Origin of the sequence: Herbaspirillum sp. GCM10030257, from assembly GCF_042666555.1 — a bacterium.
Taxonomy (GTDB): domain Bacteria; phylum Pseudomonadota; class Gammaproteobacteria; order Burkholderiales; family Burkholderiaceae_D; genus Noviherbaspirillum.
Genome location: NZ_JBHTDH010000021.1, coordinates 35,542 through 51,647 on the forward strand (window position 1 = coordinate 35,542; position 16,106 = coordinate 51,647).

A 16,106-nucleotide genomic window follows, 5' to 3' on the forward strand; every position below is an offset into this window, starting at 1 on the left:
AGCGAGCGTTCAGCTTAAACCCCTATAGACCGTTGACGACACGCCCCATGCGTCGTACAGATGCATGGGGGTTAAGGAGGAAGGTGAGGGAATGACGTGTACGAAAATTATTTAGGTCTGGATGCTGGCGCGGATTTCGAGCGTGACTCCCGCACCCTTGTCGGCAGTATCGAAATAGGTAAATCCCGAACCTTTGGCCATTCGTCCGCGCATCGTAGGGGAAAGGCCAAGTCCTTTGGCTTGCTCCTCACCTTTGTCACAATCCGGGACGGTAAAGCCGAGGTGAAAGACACCTTCACCTTTCGTGTCCAGGAACCGCCGCTGCGGCGTGTTACCTTCCGGCGGCTCGCAAAGCTGCAACTGAACGTTGCCTAGGTTGGCATACCGGTACTTCATTTTGAAGAACGACACTGGGTCTGGCACGTCGAGGTTGTCCTTGAAAACTTCAAGCGACGGGAATTGATTCCACGGTCCAATACCAATAGAGGTATAGTATTCAATCGCATCGTCAATGTTCCTTACGACGATGCAAATGTGATGAAGTTCGTTAAAAATATGCTTGGCATCCATCCTCATGCTCCTATTCTCTGAAGTTACTGTTTTGTTGAACTGTTGGCGTAGTGCACAGCTGATTGTTCGAATGACTGACCTGACCGTGGGTTCCATTGCACACCGGAGCGCGCAATTACGCCTGGCTTGAGTCGCTGAGTTTCATCGTAGTCGCTCCACGGATGGAAGAACAAAGGCTCACTTCGATCGAGATGCTCAAGTCGAGCCGCGTAATCGGACAAGTACTTGGCTCGCTCGTCCTCAGTCACGCGTGCGGGCATCCAGGCGGCGAATGGCGGCAAGACGGTAAATCCGGTGTAGCCCAAAATTCCATTATGGATCGGCCACAGTATATGGTGCAAATCTCCGTCAATACCGTTTGGCTCGTAGAGCGTCGATGCCGTACCCGTTGTCAGGCAGATCATGGCGCGTTTGCCTTTGAAATGTCCGGACTCATATTTGTGACCAGTCGAGTATGCAAACCCGCGACTAAACACACGGTCCACCCAGCCTTTTAAGATGGCCGGCATCGAGAACCACCATACAGGGAAGTGAAACAGAATGAGGTCCGCGTTGCGGACTTTTTCCTGTTCCGCTCTTACATCTGCAGTGTGCGTACCGTTGGCAAAGGCATGTTCCTGCTCTCGGGAAAGGTCCAGATAATCAGGGTCGGCTCTGTCTGAAAAGTCCTCCGGACCTAGTGCCGGAGACCAGCCCATCTTATACAAATCGCTGACAACTACGGCATGGCCCTGCTTGGTCAGGGTATTCACAGCAACATCCTTCAGTACCGCACTGAAGGACGACGATTCGGGATGTGCAAAGACGATCAAGACATTCATGGTTTTAACTCTTTTAAAGAAATACGGTTTAGTGTGCGATGTTGGTTACCTGTATGCTGCCGGAAAATCCACCGCCGCCTGCAATTTGCTGCCGGTGTCTGTCACCAGCATTTGAATCAAATCCCGGCCAAACGCCGGAAGTAAGCTGAAGCTACGGACACAGATCTGGAGTTGTCGCTCGGCCCATGGATCTGCCAGAGGTACAGTGACAAAGTTCGAAGTCTTCGAGCACCGTTTTGCCACTGATCCAGGCAAAACCCCGATACCAACGCCAGCTTCAGCCATGCGGCAGATAGCCTCGAAGCTGCCTACCTGAATCCGGATCTTCAGTGTCCGATGCACTGCGCTGACTGCTTGGTTAAGAAAGGTATGGATTGCACTTGCCTCAGACAGACCTACATGATCGAACTCAATTGTGTCCTCCATGAAGACATTGGTGCGGTCGGCCAGAGGATGTCCCGCAGGTACAGCTAGGACCAGATGATCTTTATGGTAAGGGATGACCTCTAAGCCTTCCGTTCTGACATTCCCTGCGACTATTCCAATGTCCGCTTTGCCTTCGCTTACTGCGAGGACAATGTCATGGCTTAGTCGCTCACGCAAGTCAATGCTTACGTCCGGATTTTTTGCCAGAAACGCAGACAATACCTGCGGAAGATGCTCCGACATCGCAGTCGTGTTTGCCCATATGCGGACATGGCCTCGAAGTCCCTCGACGTATTCCTGAAGATCACGGCGTAAATGTTCGATCTGCTGCAGGATCAATCGAGAGTGATGAAGAAACGCTTGCCCAGGAGGCGTCAATGTGACGCCCTGGTTCGCGCGGTGCAGTAGTTTGGTACCGAGATGGTCCTCGAAGTTTTTGATACGGGTGCTGGCGGATGGCAACGACATGTGCGAGCGCTCGGCTCCGCGCGTGAGGCTATTCGTCTCTGCAATATTCACAAAGAGACGCATATCGATAAGATCAAAATGTAGCCGCATTTCGGGTTCCTCAAGCATCCAGCACGGTAACGGGGCAGTGGTGTCTATGACCTGCCTAATTTAAAATTCATTGAAATCAGTTTCATTAATCATGCGCAGGTCGAAATTGCCTAGACCTAGCTTCCTGATACGGAACCCTTGATAACGGTGGTTAGGGAAAATTGCCTTTGCAGGAACATGTTGAAGCTTAAAGATTGGATAGTCTTGCAACTGACTAGCGATGCATCTATTAATTTCCAGCGCTGCCTGCATCCACATGATCTCCACACTTTCGTCGAGGCGAATCTCGCTATATGCAATATCTCCTTCGACAAACAACTCCTCGCGTTCCGCCAAGACAAAGTCATAAATATTACTTAAGCTGATTTCCCGCCGTTGGCATGGTAAATGCCATTTATTGCCCGCCTCTTGGTCACTTACGATAAGCCCCGCAGTTGCAAGGCGTCTAAGCAAAGCCAATGTCAGGCCAGGTGGACATTGGATACGGCGACTGATCTGTTCTACATCCATGGACCGAGGTGCCACGCGGGCAAATAGCGACAAAACCGCCGTCACGTAACAAAGCTGCAAGTGCAGTAGCTTGTCGCCGACAATAAATTTTTCAGTTTCCACGACTGTCTCCTACCTGGCCAGCCCCTAAGTCAGATCAGTCGGGGCAATGATTAACGTAGTACAAACGGATTCGCAGTGACGGCTCCCGAGTTAATCCAGATGCTCTTAACCTGAAGATATTCGCGGATCGCATCGATGCCGTTCTCGCGGCCAATGCCCGAATCCTTATAGCCACCAAAAGGCGACATGTAACTGACTGCTCGGTAGCTGTTTACCCATACCATACCGGCCTGAATGCGCTCGGACATTCGAAACGCTCGCGCTATGTCCGACGTCCATACGCCAGATCCCAGTCCAAAACGGGAATCGTTCGCGATCCGGACTGCGTCGTCTTCGTCTTTAAATCGAATGATGGATAGCAGCGGCCCGAAGACTTCTTCTTGCGCGATACGCATTTGGTTATCCACTTCACCGAAAATGGTTGGCTCGATAAACCACCCCTTGCCGCATTCTTTGCGATTAGACGGACCGCCCCCGAGGAGTAATTTCGCACCCTCGCCGCGCGCTATATCGATGTATTCCAACACCTTTTTGTATTGGGGCTGAGTTGTGACAGGACCGACTTGGGTATCAGCTTGCATCGGGTCGCCCATGCGCGCGGTGCGAGCCAGCGCAAGAAGTCGCTCAACGAAGCTGTCATAGATACTATCCTGCAGCAATAATCTAGACCCCGCAATGCAAGTCTGGCCCGTAGCCGCAAAAATCCCTGATACTGCGCCATTGACGGCATCGTCCAGATTAGCATCGGCGAACACGATATTGGGTGATTTACCGCCCAGCTCCAAGCTGACGTGCTTGAAATGCTTTGCCGCCTGTTCATTGATATGACGGCCGGTGGCATCGGATCCCGTAAAGGTAATTTTTTTGACGAGGGGGTGTTCAACCAGGGGCGATCCCACTTCCTTGCCAAATCCGGTCACGACATTGACAACGCCTGGCGGGAAACCCGCTTCTTCAAATAGCTTGACGAATTCAAGCGTTGACGCCGAAGTGAATTCGGACGGTTTGATCACGACGGTACAACCCGCTGCCAGTGCCGGCGCAATCTTCCATGCTCCAAGCAAGAGCGGCGAGTTCCATGGTGTAATTACTGCAACAACGCCAACAGGCTCATGTCGGGTAAAGTTAAAATAACCCTTCTTATCCAACGGAATGACAGCACCTTGGATTTTGTCGGCTGCACCGCCAAAGTAGTAATACCATTGAGGTATATAGTTAAGCTGGCCCTGCATCTCTGCGATCAGCTTCCCGTTGTCCCTGACTTCGATTTCGGCGAGTTTTCGTGCATCGCGGGCGATCAAGTCGCCGAGACGATGCAATAACATCCCGCGTTGGCTGGCGGTCATTGTCGCCCAAGGGCCCTCGCTGAACGCCTTATGTGCTGCCTGAACTGCGATATCCACATCCGCCGCAGTGCCTTCCGGAATTTCTGCCCAAGGTTCGCTAGTATAGGGGTTGTAACTTTCGAACCAGCGATTGGAAGCAGGGTCAACTGACCTGCCATCGATATACATTTGATAGCGCTGCATCTTAGATCCTTTAACGTCGTTTACTCTTTGCATCTATCGGAAACCGTTTGCGGTCGTGACAATAATTTCTCGCAACTTAGTGAGGCTGCCATTAAAGAAATGATCCGCGCCTGCCATCGCGATTACGGGATGATGCTGTCTGCCTGCCCATTCATACACACGCTGGATAGGGACACGATCATCCTCCATTCCATGGATGAGCACTGTGGGGATCGGCAAGTCGGGCGTATCGTAAAATCGGGTCGCCCTCACATTTCCGAGTGCTATGGATACGAGCAGCATATGGCAGGGGTGGCGTCCGATATCTGCGAGACGGACGACTGCCTTACTTTGTACATAAGCCCCAAACGAGAAGCCGGCAAGGATCACCGGCAGAGTACCGTAACTGCGTAACGCATGTTGGTAGACGGACACCATGTCATGGGCTTCACCTTCGCCTTGATCATGCTGTCCATCAGTCCTGCCGGTGCCTCGAAATGCCGGCCTGCAAACAATATATCCGCAGTCTGCCAAGGATTTTGCGATCGTATGCGTAACCTTGTCCTGCCACGTCCCGCCCAATAGCGGGTGGGAATGTCCCACCAAAGCGATACCGCATGGCTCTAGCCGGGGTAAATCCACAATTACCTCAATGTCCCCGGCACGACCTTTCACAAGGATATGCTCGCGCAAAGCCGACGCAAAGAAAACTGATGGATCCATCATTCCCACGGAATTGGCAGACTTATTTCAACGCGCTCGCACCGAGCAATGCTTCCCGGAACCGGCTGCGCAAATACGGCCCATCCCGAGGAGGTAGGGCAACGGGTGACGGATCTGTCGAAATCCGAACTGCAGCAAAGACCAGCCCCTTCTTGCTGTAGAGACGTGATCCCAGGTCTTCAACGTCCCCTTCCGTGCGAATGTCGTAGGTTTCTTCGAAACCACTTGCCTTTGCGATACCGGTTAGGTTCACCCCACGGCCAGCATGTGCTGCTTGCATCCCTGTTTCTGCGTAGTGCTCATTGTTGAGGACGATGACGGCCAAGTTGGCCGGCTTTTCCACCGCCACTGTTGCGAGGGAACCGATCCCCATCATCATTTCTCCGTCGCCAGTGAAAACCACCACGCGGCGCTCGGGTTGGGCCAGCGCCATTCCCATCCCGACCATGACAGCACCACCCATGGCACCCCACAGGTAGAAGTTGTGTGGCGTATCACCGGCGGCAGCCACATCGAAGGTGGGATTACCCAAGCTTGTGACAACAAGCGCGTCTCCACGCTTTTTCAAGAGTTGAGCCACGACTTCGCGGCGATTCAGCAGTTGTGATGTGCTAGTAGTCATGTTTTTGCTCACTTGTTGAAATTCTTCGTTCCGATCACGCGCTGACCGATCAGCACCGCAATGGACCGTCCCGTCTGATACGCCATCAATGCTGCAGCACGAACCGTAGGAGCAATTTCCTCTGCCGAGTCGGCACGGTAAACATACATGCCAGCCGACTCGAGCGACTCCTGCACAGATTTGCCCATCGGGACCTGCCAAGGGTTAAATTCACCCCATTCGCCGCGCATCGTCACCAAGGTGAGCAAGGGAATGCGACACTCGTGGTTCAGCGACAGCATGTTGATACAATTGCCGACACCACTTGATTGCATCAGCATGACGCCGCGATCACCAGCGAGCCACCCCCCGGCGAGCATCGCAATCCCTTCTTCTTCGGTGGTGAGGGAAATTGAATGGATCTCAGGGTCGGCAATGCACATTTCAATCAATTTGCTGTGCCCCGCATCAGGGACATAGGCAACCTGTTTAACGTTCAGCGACTTCAGTTCTTCAAAAATTTGTTGTGGCCAATTAGCGGACATAAATAACACCTATTTAAAATGGATTAGAAGCGTTCTGCTACGGCCTTCATTTGAAGGAACTGCAGCAGATAGTCGGGCCCGCCAACTTTGGTGTCAGTACCTGACAAGTTAAAACCACCAAACGGCTGGATACCTACTAGGGCGCCTGTATTCTTGCGGTTGAAATAGAGGTTTCCAACATGGAACTCTCTGCGGGCATATTCCAGGCGCTCGCGAGTCCGCGAATAAACCGAACCGGTCAGGCCGTAATTGGTGTTTGCGACGACCTGCATGCCTTCCTCGAAGTTCTTGACACGAATCGCTGCGACAAATGGTCCAAACACTTCTTCCTGTGCGATCCGCGCATTCTGATCCACGTCACCATAAATGGTGGGGGCAAAGAAGTAGCCAGCGCCGTCCAGGCGGCGGCCACCGGTGACCAATTTGCCTTCGCCTTTAGCAATGTCGAGATACTGCAAGATCTTCTTTTCCTGTGCTGCATTGATGATCGGACCGTTGCGCGGATTGTTTTCAGCTGCGCCCACATTGATTTTTTCCGCATGCGCCACAACACGATCGATCAGCGCGTCATAGACCGAGTCGACGACGACCAGGCGTGAGCACGCCGAGCACTTTTGACCTTGATAGCCATAGGCACCTTCGATGATTCCCGTGGCCGCGACATCCAGGTCGGCGGATTCATCGACGAGGACGGCATTCTTGCCGCCAAGCTCAAGGAATACCCGCTTAAACCACTTCTGCCCTGGGGACAGACGCGAAGCAATTTCATTGATACGGGCACCGACAGCTAGACTGCCAGTGAAACTAATAAATCGCGTTTGTGGATGGGCTACCAAATATTCACCCACGTCGCGTCCGATGCCGGGCAGGAAATTGAGGACACCGGCTGGCAGGCCAGCTTCTTCAAACGCCTCAACCAGCTTTGCGCAGGAAACGACAGTGTCCTCAGCAGGTTTGCATACCATGGTGTTACCGACGACGATTGCACCGGCCACCATCGTGGTCATCAAAGCCATCGGGAAGTTCCAAGGAGCGATCGCCACACCCGCGCCGAGAGGAACGTAGAAGCTGCTGTTGTGTTCGCCCGGGTACGGTGTCAAGCCTTCGATTGAGCCCGAATGCTTCATCGCCTGACGGGCATAGTATTCGAGAAACTCAATTGTTTCGGCTACTTCTGCGCTAGCATCGACAAGGTTCTTGCCGATTTCCAGCACCAGGCACGCCTCAAATTCACGCCGACGCTTGCGGATGACTTCTGCAGTTTTGAGGAGCACCAGAGAGCGTTCTTCCTGCGGCCAACGCTTCCAGGAATCGAATGCTTTCCATGCCGCTGCCAGTGCCTGATCAGCATGTTCATTGTTGGCCTGCGCGGTCGCACCGACGACTTCCGAAGGGTTCGACGGATTCGTGGAGACAATGCTGTCCTTGGTATGGACCTTTTTACCTCCAATGACCAATGGATAAACCTGCGACGCATGGCCACGCACCTTAGCCAGCGCCTCTTTCATTTCGCGCTGTGCTGGCTCAGCAGCAAATGATTCAATTACTTCGCTCTTAAATGGACCAATCTGCATTTCATTCTCCAAAGGTATGCTTACAGTTCAAAAGTGTGATCAAGTCGGAAGCTGGCCGCAATTCGGGATATTTGAAGACGGGATTTGTTTGCGACAAAGCCGCTGCGTCTCGTCCTAATAGACCCCAAGTTCAACAATCGGCTGACCGTTGGCAAACCGATCAGGTGACAGCGGGCTGAGATCAATCGACCGGTATTCGCCAAACGTGATCAGTTCTGCAAGACTTCGGCCCACGCCGGCACTGTGCATGAGACCGTGTCCACTGAATCCCGCTGCGACATAAAAATTCTCAATCTCCGTCTTGCCGACGATCCCGTTGTGATCGATCGTGTTGTATTCGTAGTAGCCAGCCCACGCGCGTTCGATTCGCAATGCTTCGAAGGCTGGAATCCGCTCGGCCAACACCGGCCAAATTTCCTCCTCGAATTGGTGCAGATCCGGATCCAATGGCAAATGGTCGAAATCCAGCTCTACATCAGGGGATAAGGTACAAAGGTAGTGATGCTGTTCCGGCCGCACGAAAATTCCTGAGGTGTCAATGAGGATCGGGAAGTTTGCAATCCGTTCAGGACAGGAGATGACGAAGATCGTCCGTCGGCGCGGCTTGATTGGAAGGGATAGTCCGACCTGCCTAGCCAGGTCATCGGCCCATGCGCCGCACGCATTCACCACGATATCTGCTTCAAGTGTCCTGCCATCGTCGAGTCTTACTGCCTGTATCCTGCCGTGTCGCTCATCCATGCCGACGACATTGCCGGTGATGTAAGACACCCCACCCGTTCTTGCTCGCGTGCGGTATTCCTGCATGAGACAGTACCCGTCGAACCAGCCCTCCCCCTTGGCTCCTTGCACGCCGTAGGTGATGTCTTCCATCGCCATCCAAGGAAACGTTGCCTTCAGTTGCGCAGGCGTGTATTCGCGCAGGTCCACACCGAGCGCACGGGCCAACTGTGTGCGCCGCCGCAGTTCGGGTTCCTGATACGCCTTTGCGAGAAACAGGTAGCCACGAGGAGTCAATCCAACGCCACTTGATTGCGCTGCGCCGGCCCCTTCGAGGCTGCTCATGAATTCGTAGCCATACTGCGAAAGTAAAATGCTTACCGGAGTCGAAAACTGCTGCCGAATCGAGCTTGCGGATAAGCTGGAAGAGGCAATCCGGTAAGTGGGATCGCGCTCGACTACGGTGATATTGGCATCGCTACTTTTTTGTGCTGCCAGAAAGCAGGCTAATGAGCTTCCCATCGCTCCGCCCCCTACAATGACTACTGACTTCGACATGGATGACAGCCTCCGTTTGTTATTGCGCACATGTTGAGCCTTAGGGCAAAATACGACAAACGAATAATTATGGCTTCAGTATTCGAAAAAGGTGAATCATGTTGTTTCCCCAGCTCAATTTTGGGCAACTCCGCACCTTCGTTGCAGCCGCCGAACAGACCAGCTTTGTTGGCGCATCGAAAACCGTCAACCGATCCCCGGCTGCAATCAGCAAGCAAATTCAAAACTTGGAAGAAACGCTGGGGAAAGAACTCTTTACCCGCGATACGCGGCGGGTTTATCTGACGAGTTACGGAGAGCGTTTGCTTCCGTACGCACGTCAAATCTTGCAGCTGGAGCGGGATGCGGTCTCAGCGGTGCTTAGTGATGAAGTCACGGGAAAGGTTGTATTCGGCGCGCCCGATGAATTCGTGTCGTCCTTGCTGGGCCCGGCGCTGGAACGGTTTGCGCAAATGTACACGCAGGTCGATTTTGAACTGGTTTGTGCGGAAAGCACGGCTTTGGCCCCGATGCTCGATAGCGGAAGCGTCGACCTGGCCTTTGTCACTCGCGACAAGAATTTACAGGGAACATTCGTTCGACGGGAAGCCATGGTCTGGGTGGGATGTGAGCGCACGCCGGTATGGAAAAAGACACCGCTTCCAGTTGCACTGAATGAGGACGGTTGCGTCGGCCGCAACCATACCCTGATAGCATTAAAGAAAAGCAAGATTTCATATCGGGCAGCCTACAGCAGCCCTAGCATTACTGGCATTCTCGCGATGATCCATGCGGGATTGGCCATTGCAGCAGTACCGGATTGCAGCGTTTCGGGTGAGTTGATCCGCCTTGGAGAGGCCGAAAACCTGCCCGTAATTAAGCCGATCGATCTCGTATTGGTAAAGGGTGCGAACGGAAATTCGCAAGCGGCAGATTATCTGGCTAATGAAATCATCAGTAGTCTTGGGAAGTAAATTATGACTACAGCGTCTGCGCGTTCATAGTCTCAACAAAGCATGCCAGCTTTGTAAAGGCAGCCCACACCTGCAGAGACCCTCCGTGCCGCATCATGTTGCGATGCCTTCAGTATCCCAAGCAGCGAACGTCAGCTATAGGTTGTACGACTTGTGACCCACCTGGTGAACTCCTGTGCGGGAATTGGTCGACTAATAAAGTGCCCTTGTGCTACGTCGCACCCCATGTCTGCCAGTTCGTCCCAGACCGATTGGCTCTCGACGCCTTCGGCGATGACTTCAAGTCCGAGACTGTGTCCCAGCTCTATGGCTGACCGTACGATGACCGCGGAATCATGATTTGCTAGCAGCGGCCTCACGAAGGATTGATCGATCTTAATGGAATCTACCGGAAGACGCTGTAGGTAACTAAGTCCTGAATATCCAGTCCCGAAGTCATCGATATAAAGGCGCGAGTTCATTTGCTTGAGCTTTTCCAGTGTCCTTAGTCCTTCGCTTGGACTATCGAGCAATGCTCCTTCTGTCAATTCGAATTGGATCTGGGTACTGTCGATATCCCATTGCTTAAACAACGCGTGGATCCGGTCCATGAAATGGGGATCACCTACGTCTTGCGCTGAAAGGTTGACCGCGATCGGATAGCGAATGCCTTCACAACGCCACGTGTGGACTTGCATTACCACCGTCTTCAACACCCATTGAGTCAGAAAGGTAATGAGTCCGGTTTGCTCTGCCAATCCGATGAATTCCGCTGTCGCAACCATACCCAATCGTGGGTGATTCCACCGTACCAATGCTTCTGCTCCACAAATCCGTTTCGACACCATGTCAACTTTAGGTTGCAAATAGAGCAACAGCTGATCCTGTTCAATGGTTCGGCGTAGGTCCACCATCAAAGAAAGCCGTCGTGCATTAATCTCTTCTTGTCCTCCAGAATAGTAGGCAAAGGCTTGGGAAAGGTTCTCTGCGTCGTCCGCCGCAACTGAGGCTCTGCGTAGCAGTGCTTCGGCACATTGCCCATGTTCTGGATATATCGCTATCCCGATCACTGCACGTGGCTCAATGAGCATCCCTGACACTTCGGTCACGCGGTTCAGGTGCTCCAGCAAGCGATTGACGACCGTAAGTTCCTCGCGATCATTCGTAATGGGAACGGAAATGGCGAACCCATTGTCAGTGACGCGGGCGATGTTGTACCTTCGTTCAATGCAACTTTGCATCCGGCCACTAATTTCCTGAAGTAACAAGTCGCCAGCTTTAAATCCGAATATCTTCGCGATTTCAGCCACTGCCCGCAGACAGATTTGTAAAACGGCAATACGTCCATGGTCTGTGCCGGAATTGGCAACTTCATCGTTAAGTTTGGTAAAAAAGCTCTCTCGGTTAGGCAGCCCGGTTAAAGAGTCAAAGTAAGCCAAGTACGTCAGCGTTGCCTGCAATTGCTGTTCGCGCGCGCGCGTGCGCAGGTTTTCGATGCCGTATGAAAGATTCGCCGCGAGTTCGGCCAACAACTCAACTTCCTCTTTATTAAATGCATCGGCTTCCACCGCATGTAACGCTAACGCGCCAAGAATTTTTCCTTCCACAGTGAGTGGAAATGCGGCGGCTGCCGCATAACCCCGACGTTGTGCATCTTGCCGGAGTTTCGTAAACGATTGATGCCCATAGACGTGGTCCTGCAGGAGATTTCTTCCGACAATGGCACGCCCGGTACGAATCGCATCTCCCGTTGCGGTATGACCATGTTCATCATCGGCCCATGTATAGCGGAGTTCATCGAGTAATTGCTTGTCGACCCCGATACATGCCATCCAGCGCAAGGTTTTTTGATTGTCACCACTGTCGTAACCTACACTGGCCGAGTGATATTCGCCTTTTTCCACAATGGCACGGCACATTCCGTCAAGCAGCGCTTGTTCCTCGTGCATGTATAGAAGCACTTGATTTCCGGCGCTTAATGTCCTCAACGCACGTGTTGTTCGGTTGAGGGAAATGACCGCACTACAAGGTTCTTCTGAAGGACAAGATGACGTCTTCACCAGGCGAGAGGGTGTCTTCATATTAAGCGATGGTTCCTCACTCGTTGAAAAATCACTCCATGTAGCCATCTATAATCCGTCGATCCGGCGCGGTCTGCAAGTGAAAAACCTACTGAGACCTCCTGAAAGTGTTCTTGCATGCAACCGGGAAAGACTGTTTCCACTTTAGATGAACGCATAAGTCCTGATACGGCGGCCTACAGCCACATGCCGGCAGGATGGACAGCAGGATGCGCAACAAAGTCATCCCTACGATGCTAAGAAACGCACCGCATTCCCAGCTTTTCGAGTAGTGCCCGGTCTGCATCGACGTCCGGATTGCTGGTGGTTAGTAGCTTGTCACCATAGAAAATGGAGTTCGCGCCAGCTTGGAAGTAAAGCGCCTGTACTGCTTCGCCGAACTCTCGACGGCCTGCCGACAAGCGAACCCGTGCCTTTGGCATAGTAATGCGTGCCACCGCAATGGTGCGCACGAATTCCGACCCACCTCGTTAAGTCATTGTTCCCTGTCCTGGTCGGTCGCAATTGCTGTGGCTCCTTACGTTAAAAGCCGAAAACTGAAGGAAAAGGCAATGCGATGAACCGAGGCGGACAAGAGCCCGTTAATCAAACTAGGCAATTGTCCATCTAAAGGAGTAAACAATCTTGATGCTTACTCCGGAGCGACCGTCGCCTGGCTCAAGCTTGCGTCGAGCCCCATTCGGCGCGGGGCATTCGGTGTCCATTGTGCCCAGTTTGCGCCAAGAGCAGCGTTGTTAGGATTTCCCGTTCGTATGAATGCCGCAATGCTTTTTTGCATGACATTGGACAGAGCCAACCTCCCCGGCTCATTCTCTTTGCTCCAGCCGAAGCTATTCAGGTTCAAGCCGAAGGTGCCAAAAATGAATGGCAGATCCCCGGTATGCCATGCGCCATAAACATCATTCCATGGCGCCGGTTGCTTATTCCATTTAAAGTTATAAGCGAACAAAGGAACTTGCGGATAGTAGGCCGCACTCGTCGCACTACTTCCAGCAAAGAAGAAAGCGGTAGTAATACCCGGCGCAGGAGCAATCTGGTTCGGGTTGTTATAGGTGTATGCATTGTAATTAGCAACGGTCAGCGGATTGACTATTGCGCTGTCGATCACGTCCTCGAACTTGATATTACTTACCGTCCCGAGATAGGTTCCGTTCATCCACTTGATGCGCGTATAGTCATCCACCTTGAAGGCGGATGATAACAGCTTGCCTTCTTCGGCTGTATTCCCAACTAACTGGGGTACTTTGTTGAATTTTCCGCTCATAACGGCCATCGCTACGTTGCTGGGCACGACGGTGCCGTCGGCGATGGGTGCCACGGTTGCCCACAATGTCGCGGTATTTGAGCCCGGTTCAAAGGTTCGGGAGCCAGTACCCCATTTACCGCCTGTCGGATCTACCTGAATGTCATACAGGTCCGTATTCGATTTAGACATTAGGTACTTTTTTAGCCAAGCGTTGTCCTGCGCCGCTCGATATGCGTCGGCGGACGCCTTGTCCTTGGCAAGACCATCCTTTATCAGCAAGGCATTGATAATGGCATTCGCCTTGGCCACTGCCGTCGTCGTTGGGCTGGCACCCGCGGCGCCGCTCAGAGGAATGGCCTTATGGAAAAGACCTGAAGCAAGCGGAGAAACAATCAATCCGTGAACATTCCCGGCTCCTGCAGACTGGCCCATGATCGTCACGTTATTAGGATCGCCGCCGAAGTTGGTTATATTGTTTTTCACGAACTTCAACGATTGAATCAAGTCCAGAAGAGCATAATTTCCGGAATCTCCGACAGGGTCGCCAGTGTTCATCGCGGGATGGGAGAACCAGCCCATGACGCCGAGCCGATAGGCGACGGTGACCACGACCGCGTTGGCATTGTTCGCCAAATTGGCGCCGTGGTAGAGCGGATCGAAAGAAGCGCCCACGACATTGCTCCCTCCGTGAATGAACACAATGACGGGCAGCTTTGTGCCGTCGTCGTTCTGCGGCCGCCAGATATTCAAGTATAGACAGTCTTCGGAACCGATCGGTTTATAGAAGGTTTCCGAGATGGCACTGTAATCCTTGCCTTTCGGCGGCGGACCATACATGCCCCCGATTTGTGTACAGGCACTGGCATATTCCTTGGTTGCCTTTACGCCGGACCATGCTTCTGGAGGCTGTGGCGGCTGCCAACGAAGATTCCCCACGGGCGCCTTCGCAAAGGGCACTCCCAACCAAGCGATGCTTTTATCGCCCGTATTCCAGACGCCTTCGACCTGACCAAATTCGGTCGACCGGATCACGGTGCTATCGATCGAGCCAGTGCCGCCGCACCCGGCGAGGGTAAGGCCGAGGCCAGCAGACGCGGCCCATGCGAAGACGACGGAATTTATGCTGCGGATGTTCATGTCTCATTCCCATTAAGTTTATGTAGGTCCAGCTTTGATGTTCGCTTTCGTATGACAAGCAAGCTTGGGGATTAGCCAAAATGCCAGTCGGTCAGCGTAATTGCCAAGAAACTCTCAGTGACAAAATGTGTCGTTCGAAAGATTTCAATATGATCAACTTTCGACGTATCAGCCACCTCACCTCCAAGGTTGGGCGGCCAGACAATCGGCGCAGTAAGACGCAAGCAGGCTGATTGGAGCCAAACATCGAGACCACCTGCGTTGATATATATGCGAGAACTGCCATTTGTTGAGGGGTGGGTGCCGCTCAGAGCCGCTCGTAAAGTGTGACGACGCAGGCGCCACCTAGCCCCAAGTTGTGCTGGAGCGCAAAACGCGCAAAAGGCACCTGTCGGCGTTCAGCGGTGCCCCGCAACTGGTGGGTGAGCTCGTAGCACTGGGCGAGGCCAGTGGCGCCCAGAGGATGCCCCTTGCTCAAGAGGCCCCCAGACGGATTCGTCACCACCTTACCGCCGTACGTATTGTCACCGTCGCAGATAAACTGCTCCGCACCGCCGTCCGCACACAGTCCCAGTGCTTCGTATGTGAGCAGTTCGTTGTGTGCGAAACAGTCGTGCAGCTCCACAACGTCAAGCGCGTCGGCACCTACGCCGGCGTCTTCATATACTTGGCGCGACGCCTCGCGAGTCATACTGCAACCGACCACCTCGCGCATGTCACGGGCGCCCAAGGCGACCGGGCGGTCGGTCGTCATGCGCTGCGCACGAATGGCGACTTTGGCCGCAATCCCATGGCGCGCGGCGAAAGCGGGTGTGCAGATGATTGCCGCAGCCGCGCCGCACGTGGGTGGGCAGGCCATCAGCCGAGTCATCACGCCCGGCCACAACATTGGTGATTGCATCACCTGCTCCTCGCTCACCACAGTACGGAACAGCGCCAGAGGGTTGTTTGCCGCGTGCCGACTGGCCTTGGCGCGCACCTTTGCGAAAGTCTCGAGCCGGGTGCCGAACTCGCGCATGTGTGCAAGGCCAGCGCCTCCGAAATAGCGCAGCGCAAGCGGGAGGTCAGCATCCACGAGGTCGTTCACAGCTTCGTCGAACTTCTCGAAGGGACTAGGACGGTCCTCGAACACAGCGGTTAGCGCTCCGGGCATCATCTGTTCAAAGCCAAGCGCCAAGGCGCACTCCACGGCACCGGAGGCTACGGCTTGGCGGGCGAGGAACAAGGCAGTGGAGCCAGTGGCGCAATTGTTGTTGACGTTGATGATAGGGATGCCACTCATGCCGACGTCGTAGAGTGCGCGCTGGCCCGCTGTGGAGTCAGCGTACACATAGCCTACATAGGCCTGCTGTACGTCCGCGTAATCGAGCCGAGCATCTTCAAGCGCCAAGCGCACTGCAGCCTCGGCCATTTTGGGATAGGGCTCGCTTGCCCCTGGCTTAGTGAACGGGATCATGCCGACCCCAGCGACGAGCACGTTTTTAGTCATGGTAT

At 53.5% G+C, this 16,106-nt stretch carries 14 protein-coding genes and 1 pseudogene; 1 reads left to right on the forward strand and 14 read right to left on the reverse strand.

Annotation, left to right across the window (positions count from 1 at the left end):
• Positions 1-111: 111 nt before the first annotated feature.
• From ACFQUU_RS22780 to ACFQUU_RS22825, 10 genes are all read right to left on the reverse strand, one after another.
• Positions 112-570: a VOC family protein gene (locus tag ACFQUU_RS22780; protein ID WP_382250409.1), complete on the reverse strand. Its 459-nt coding sequence runs from the start codon at positions 568-570 to the stop codon at positions 112-114.
• Between the two features lie 23 nt (positions 571-593).
• A complete protein-coding gene (locus tag ACFQUU_RS22785; RefSeq protein WP_382250410.1) occupies positions 594-1,391 on the reverse strand; it encodes an NAD(P)H-dependent oxidoreductase in 798 nt (265 codons plus the stop codon).
• A 45-nt stretch (positions 1,392-1,436) separates the two neighbouring features.
• Complete coding sequence (locus ACFQUU_RS22790) at positions 1,437-2,375, reverse strand: LysR family transcriptional regulator (protein ID WP_382250411.1); 939 nt, start codon at positions 2,373-2,375, stop codon at positions 1,437-1,439.
• A gap of 60 nt (positions 2,376-2,435) precedes the next feature.
• Positions 2,436-2,987, reverse strand: a complete 552-nt coding sequence (locus ACFQUU_RS22795) for a hypothetical protein (protein WP_382250412.1) — start codon at positions 2,985-2,987, stop codon at positions 2,436-2,438.
• 50 nt (positions 2,988-3,037) lie between these two features.
• Positions 3,038-4,516 (reverse strand): aldehyde dehydrogenase, encoded by a 1,479-nt coding sequence (locus ACFQUU_RS22800; RefSeq protein ID WP_382250413.1) that lies wholly within the window; start codon positions 4,514-4,516, stop codon positions 3,038-3,040.
• 33 nt (positions 4,517-4,549) lie between these two features.
• A complete protein-coding gene (locus ACFQUU_RS22805; RefSeq protein ID WP_382250414.1) occupies positions 4,550-5,170 on the reverse strand; it encodes an alpha/beta hydrolase in 621 nt (206 codons plus the stop codon).
• 70 nt (positions 5,171-5,240) lie between these two features.
• Positions 5,241-5,840 (reverse strand): thiamine pyrophosphate-dependent enzyme, encoded by a 600-nt coding sequence (locus ACFQUU_RS22810; protein ID WP_382250415.1) that lies wholly within the window; start codon positions 5,838-5,840, stop codon positions 5,241-5,243.
• Positions 5,841-5,848: 8 nt separating this feature from the next.
• Entirely contained in the window at positions 5,849-6,364 is a 516-nt protein-coding gene (locus ACFQUU_RS22815) for a thiamine pyrophosphate-binding protein (RefSeq protein WP_382250435.1), read from the reverse strand.
• 23 nt (positions 6,365-6,387) lie between these two features.
• Complete coding sequence (pruA, locus tag ACFQUU_RS22820) at positions 6,388-7,938, reverse strand: L-glutamate gamma-semialdehyde dehydrogenase (RefSeq protein ID WP_382250416.1); 1,551 nt, start codon at positions 7,936-7,938, stop codon at positions 6,388-6,390.
• Between the two features lie 114 nt (positions 7,939-8,052).
• Positions 8,053-9,216, reverse strand: coding sequence for an NAD(P)/FAD-dependent oxidoreductase (locus ACFQUU_RS22825; RefSeq protein ID WP_382250417.1), 1,164 nt, complete (start codon positions 9,214-9,216; stop codon positions 8,053-8,055).
• A gap of 101 nt (positions 9,217-9,317) precedes the next feature.
• Between ACFQUU_RS22825 and ACFQUU_RS22830 the strand changes: the two genes are divergently transcribed.
• Positions 9,318-10,169, forward strand: a complete 852-nt coding sequence (locus tag ACFQUU_RS22830) for a LysR family transcriptional regulator (protein WP_382250436.1) — start codon at positions 9,318-9,320, stop codon at positions 10,167-10,169.
• A 131-nt stretch (positions 10,170-10,300) separates the two neighbouring features.
• Here the strand turns inward: ACFQUU_RS22830 and ACFQUU_RS22835 are convergent, their stop codons facing one another.
• The 4 genes and pseudogenes from ACFQUU_RS22835 to ACFQUU_RS22850 all read right to left on the reverse strand — a co-directional run bounded on the left by ACFQUU_RS22835 (position 10,301) and on the right by ACFQUU_RS22850 (position 16,101).
• Positions 10,301-12,229: a putative bifunctional diguanylate cyclase/phosphodiesterase gene (locus tag ACFQUU_RS22835; RefSeq protein WP_382250418.1), complete on the reverse strand. Its 1,929-nt coding sequence runs from the start codon at positions 12,227-12,229 to the stop codon at positions 10,301-10,303.
• A 236-nt stretch (positions 12,230-12,465) separates the two neighbouring features.
• A pseudogene (locus ACFQUU_RS22840) lies at positions 12,466-12,687 on the reverse strand (biotin synthase BioB); the annotation flags it as partial.
• Between the two features lie 173 nt (positions 12,688-12,860).
• Complete coding sequence (locus tag ACFQUU_RS22845) at positions 12,861-14,612, reverse strand: carboxylesterase/lipase family protein (RefSeq protein ID WP_382250419.1); 1,752 nt, start codon at positions 14,610-14,612, stop codon at positions 12,861-12,863.
• Positions 14,613-14,919: 307 nt separating this feature from the next.
• Positions 14,920-16,101, reverse strand: a complete 1,182-nt coding sequence (locus ACFQUU_RS22850; RefSeq protein ID WP_382250420.1) for a lipid-transfer protein — start codon at positions 16,099-16,101, stop codon at positions 14,920-14,922.
• Between the last annotated feature and the right edge of the window lie 5 nt (positions 16,102-16,106).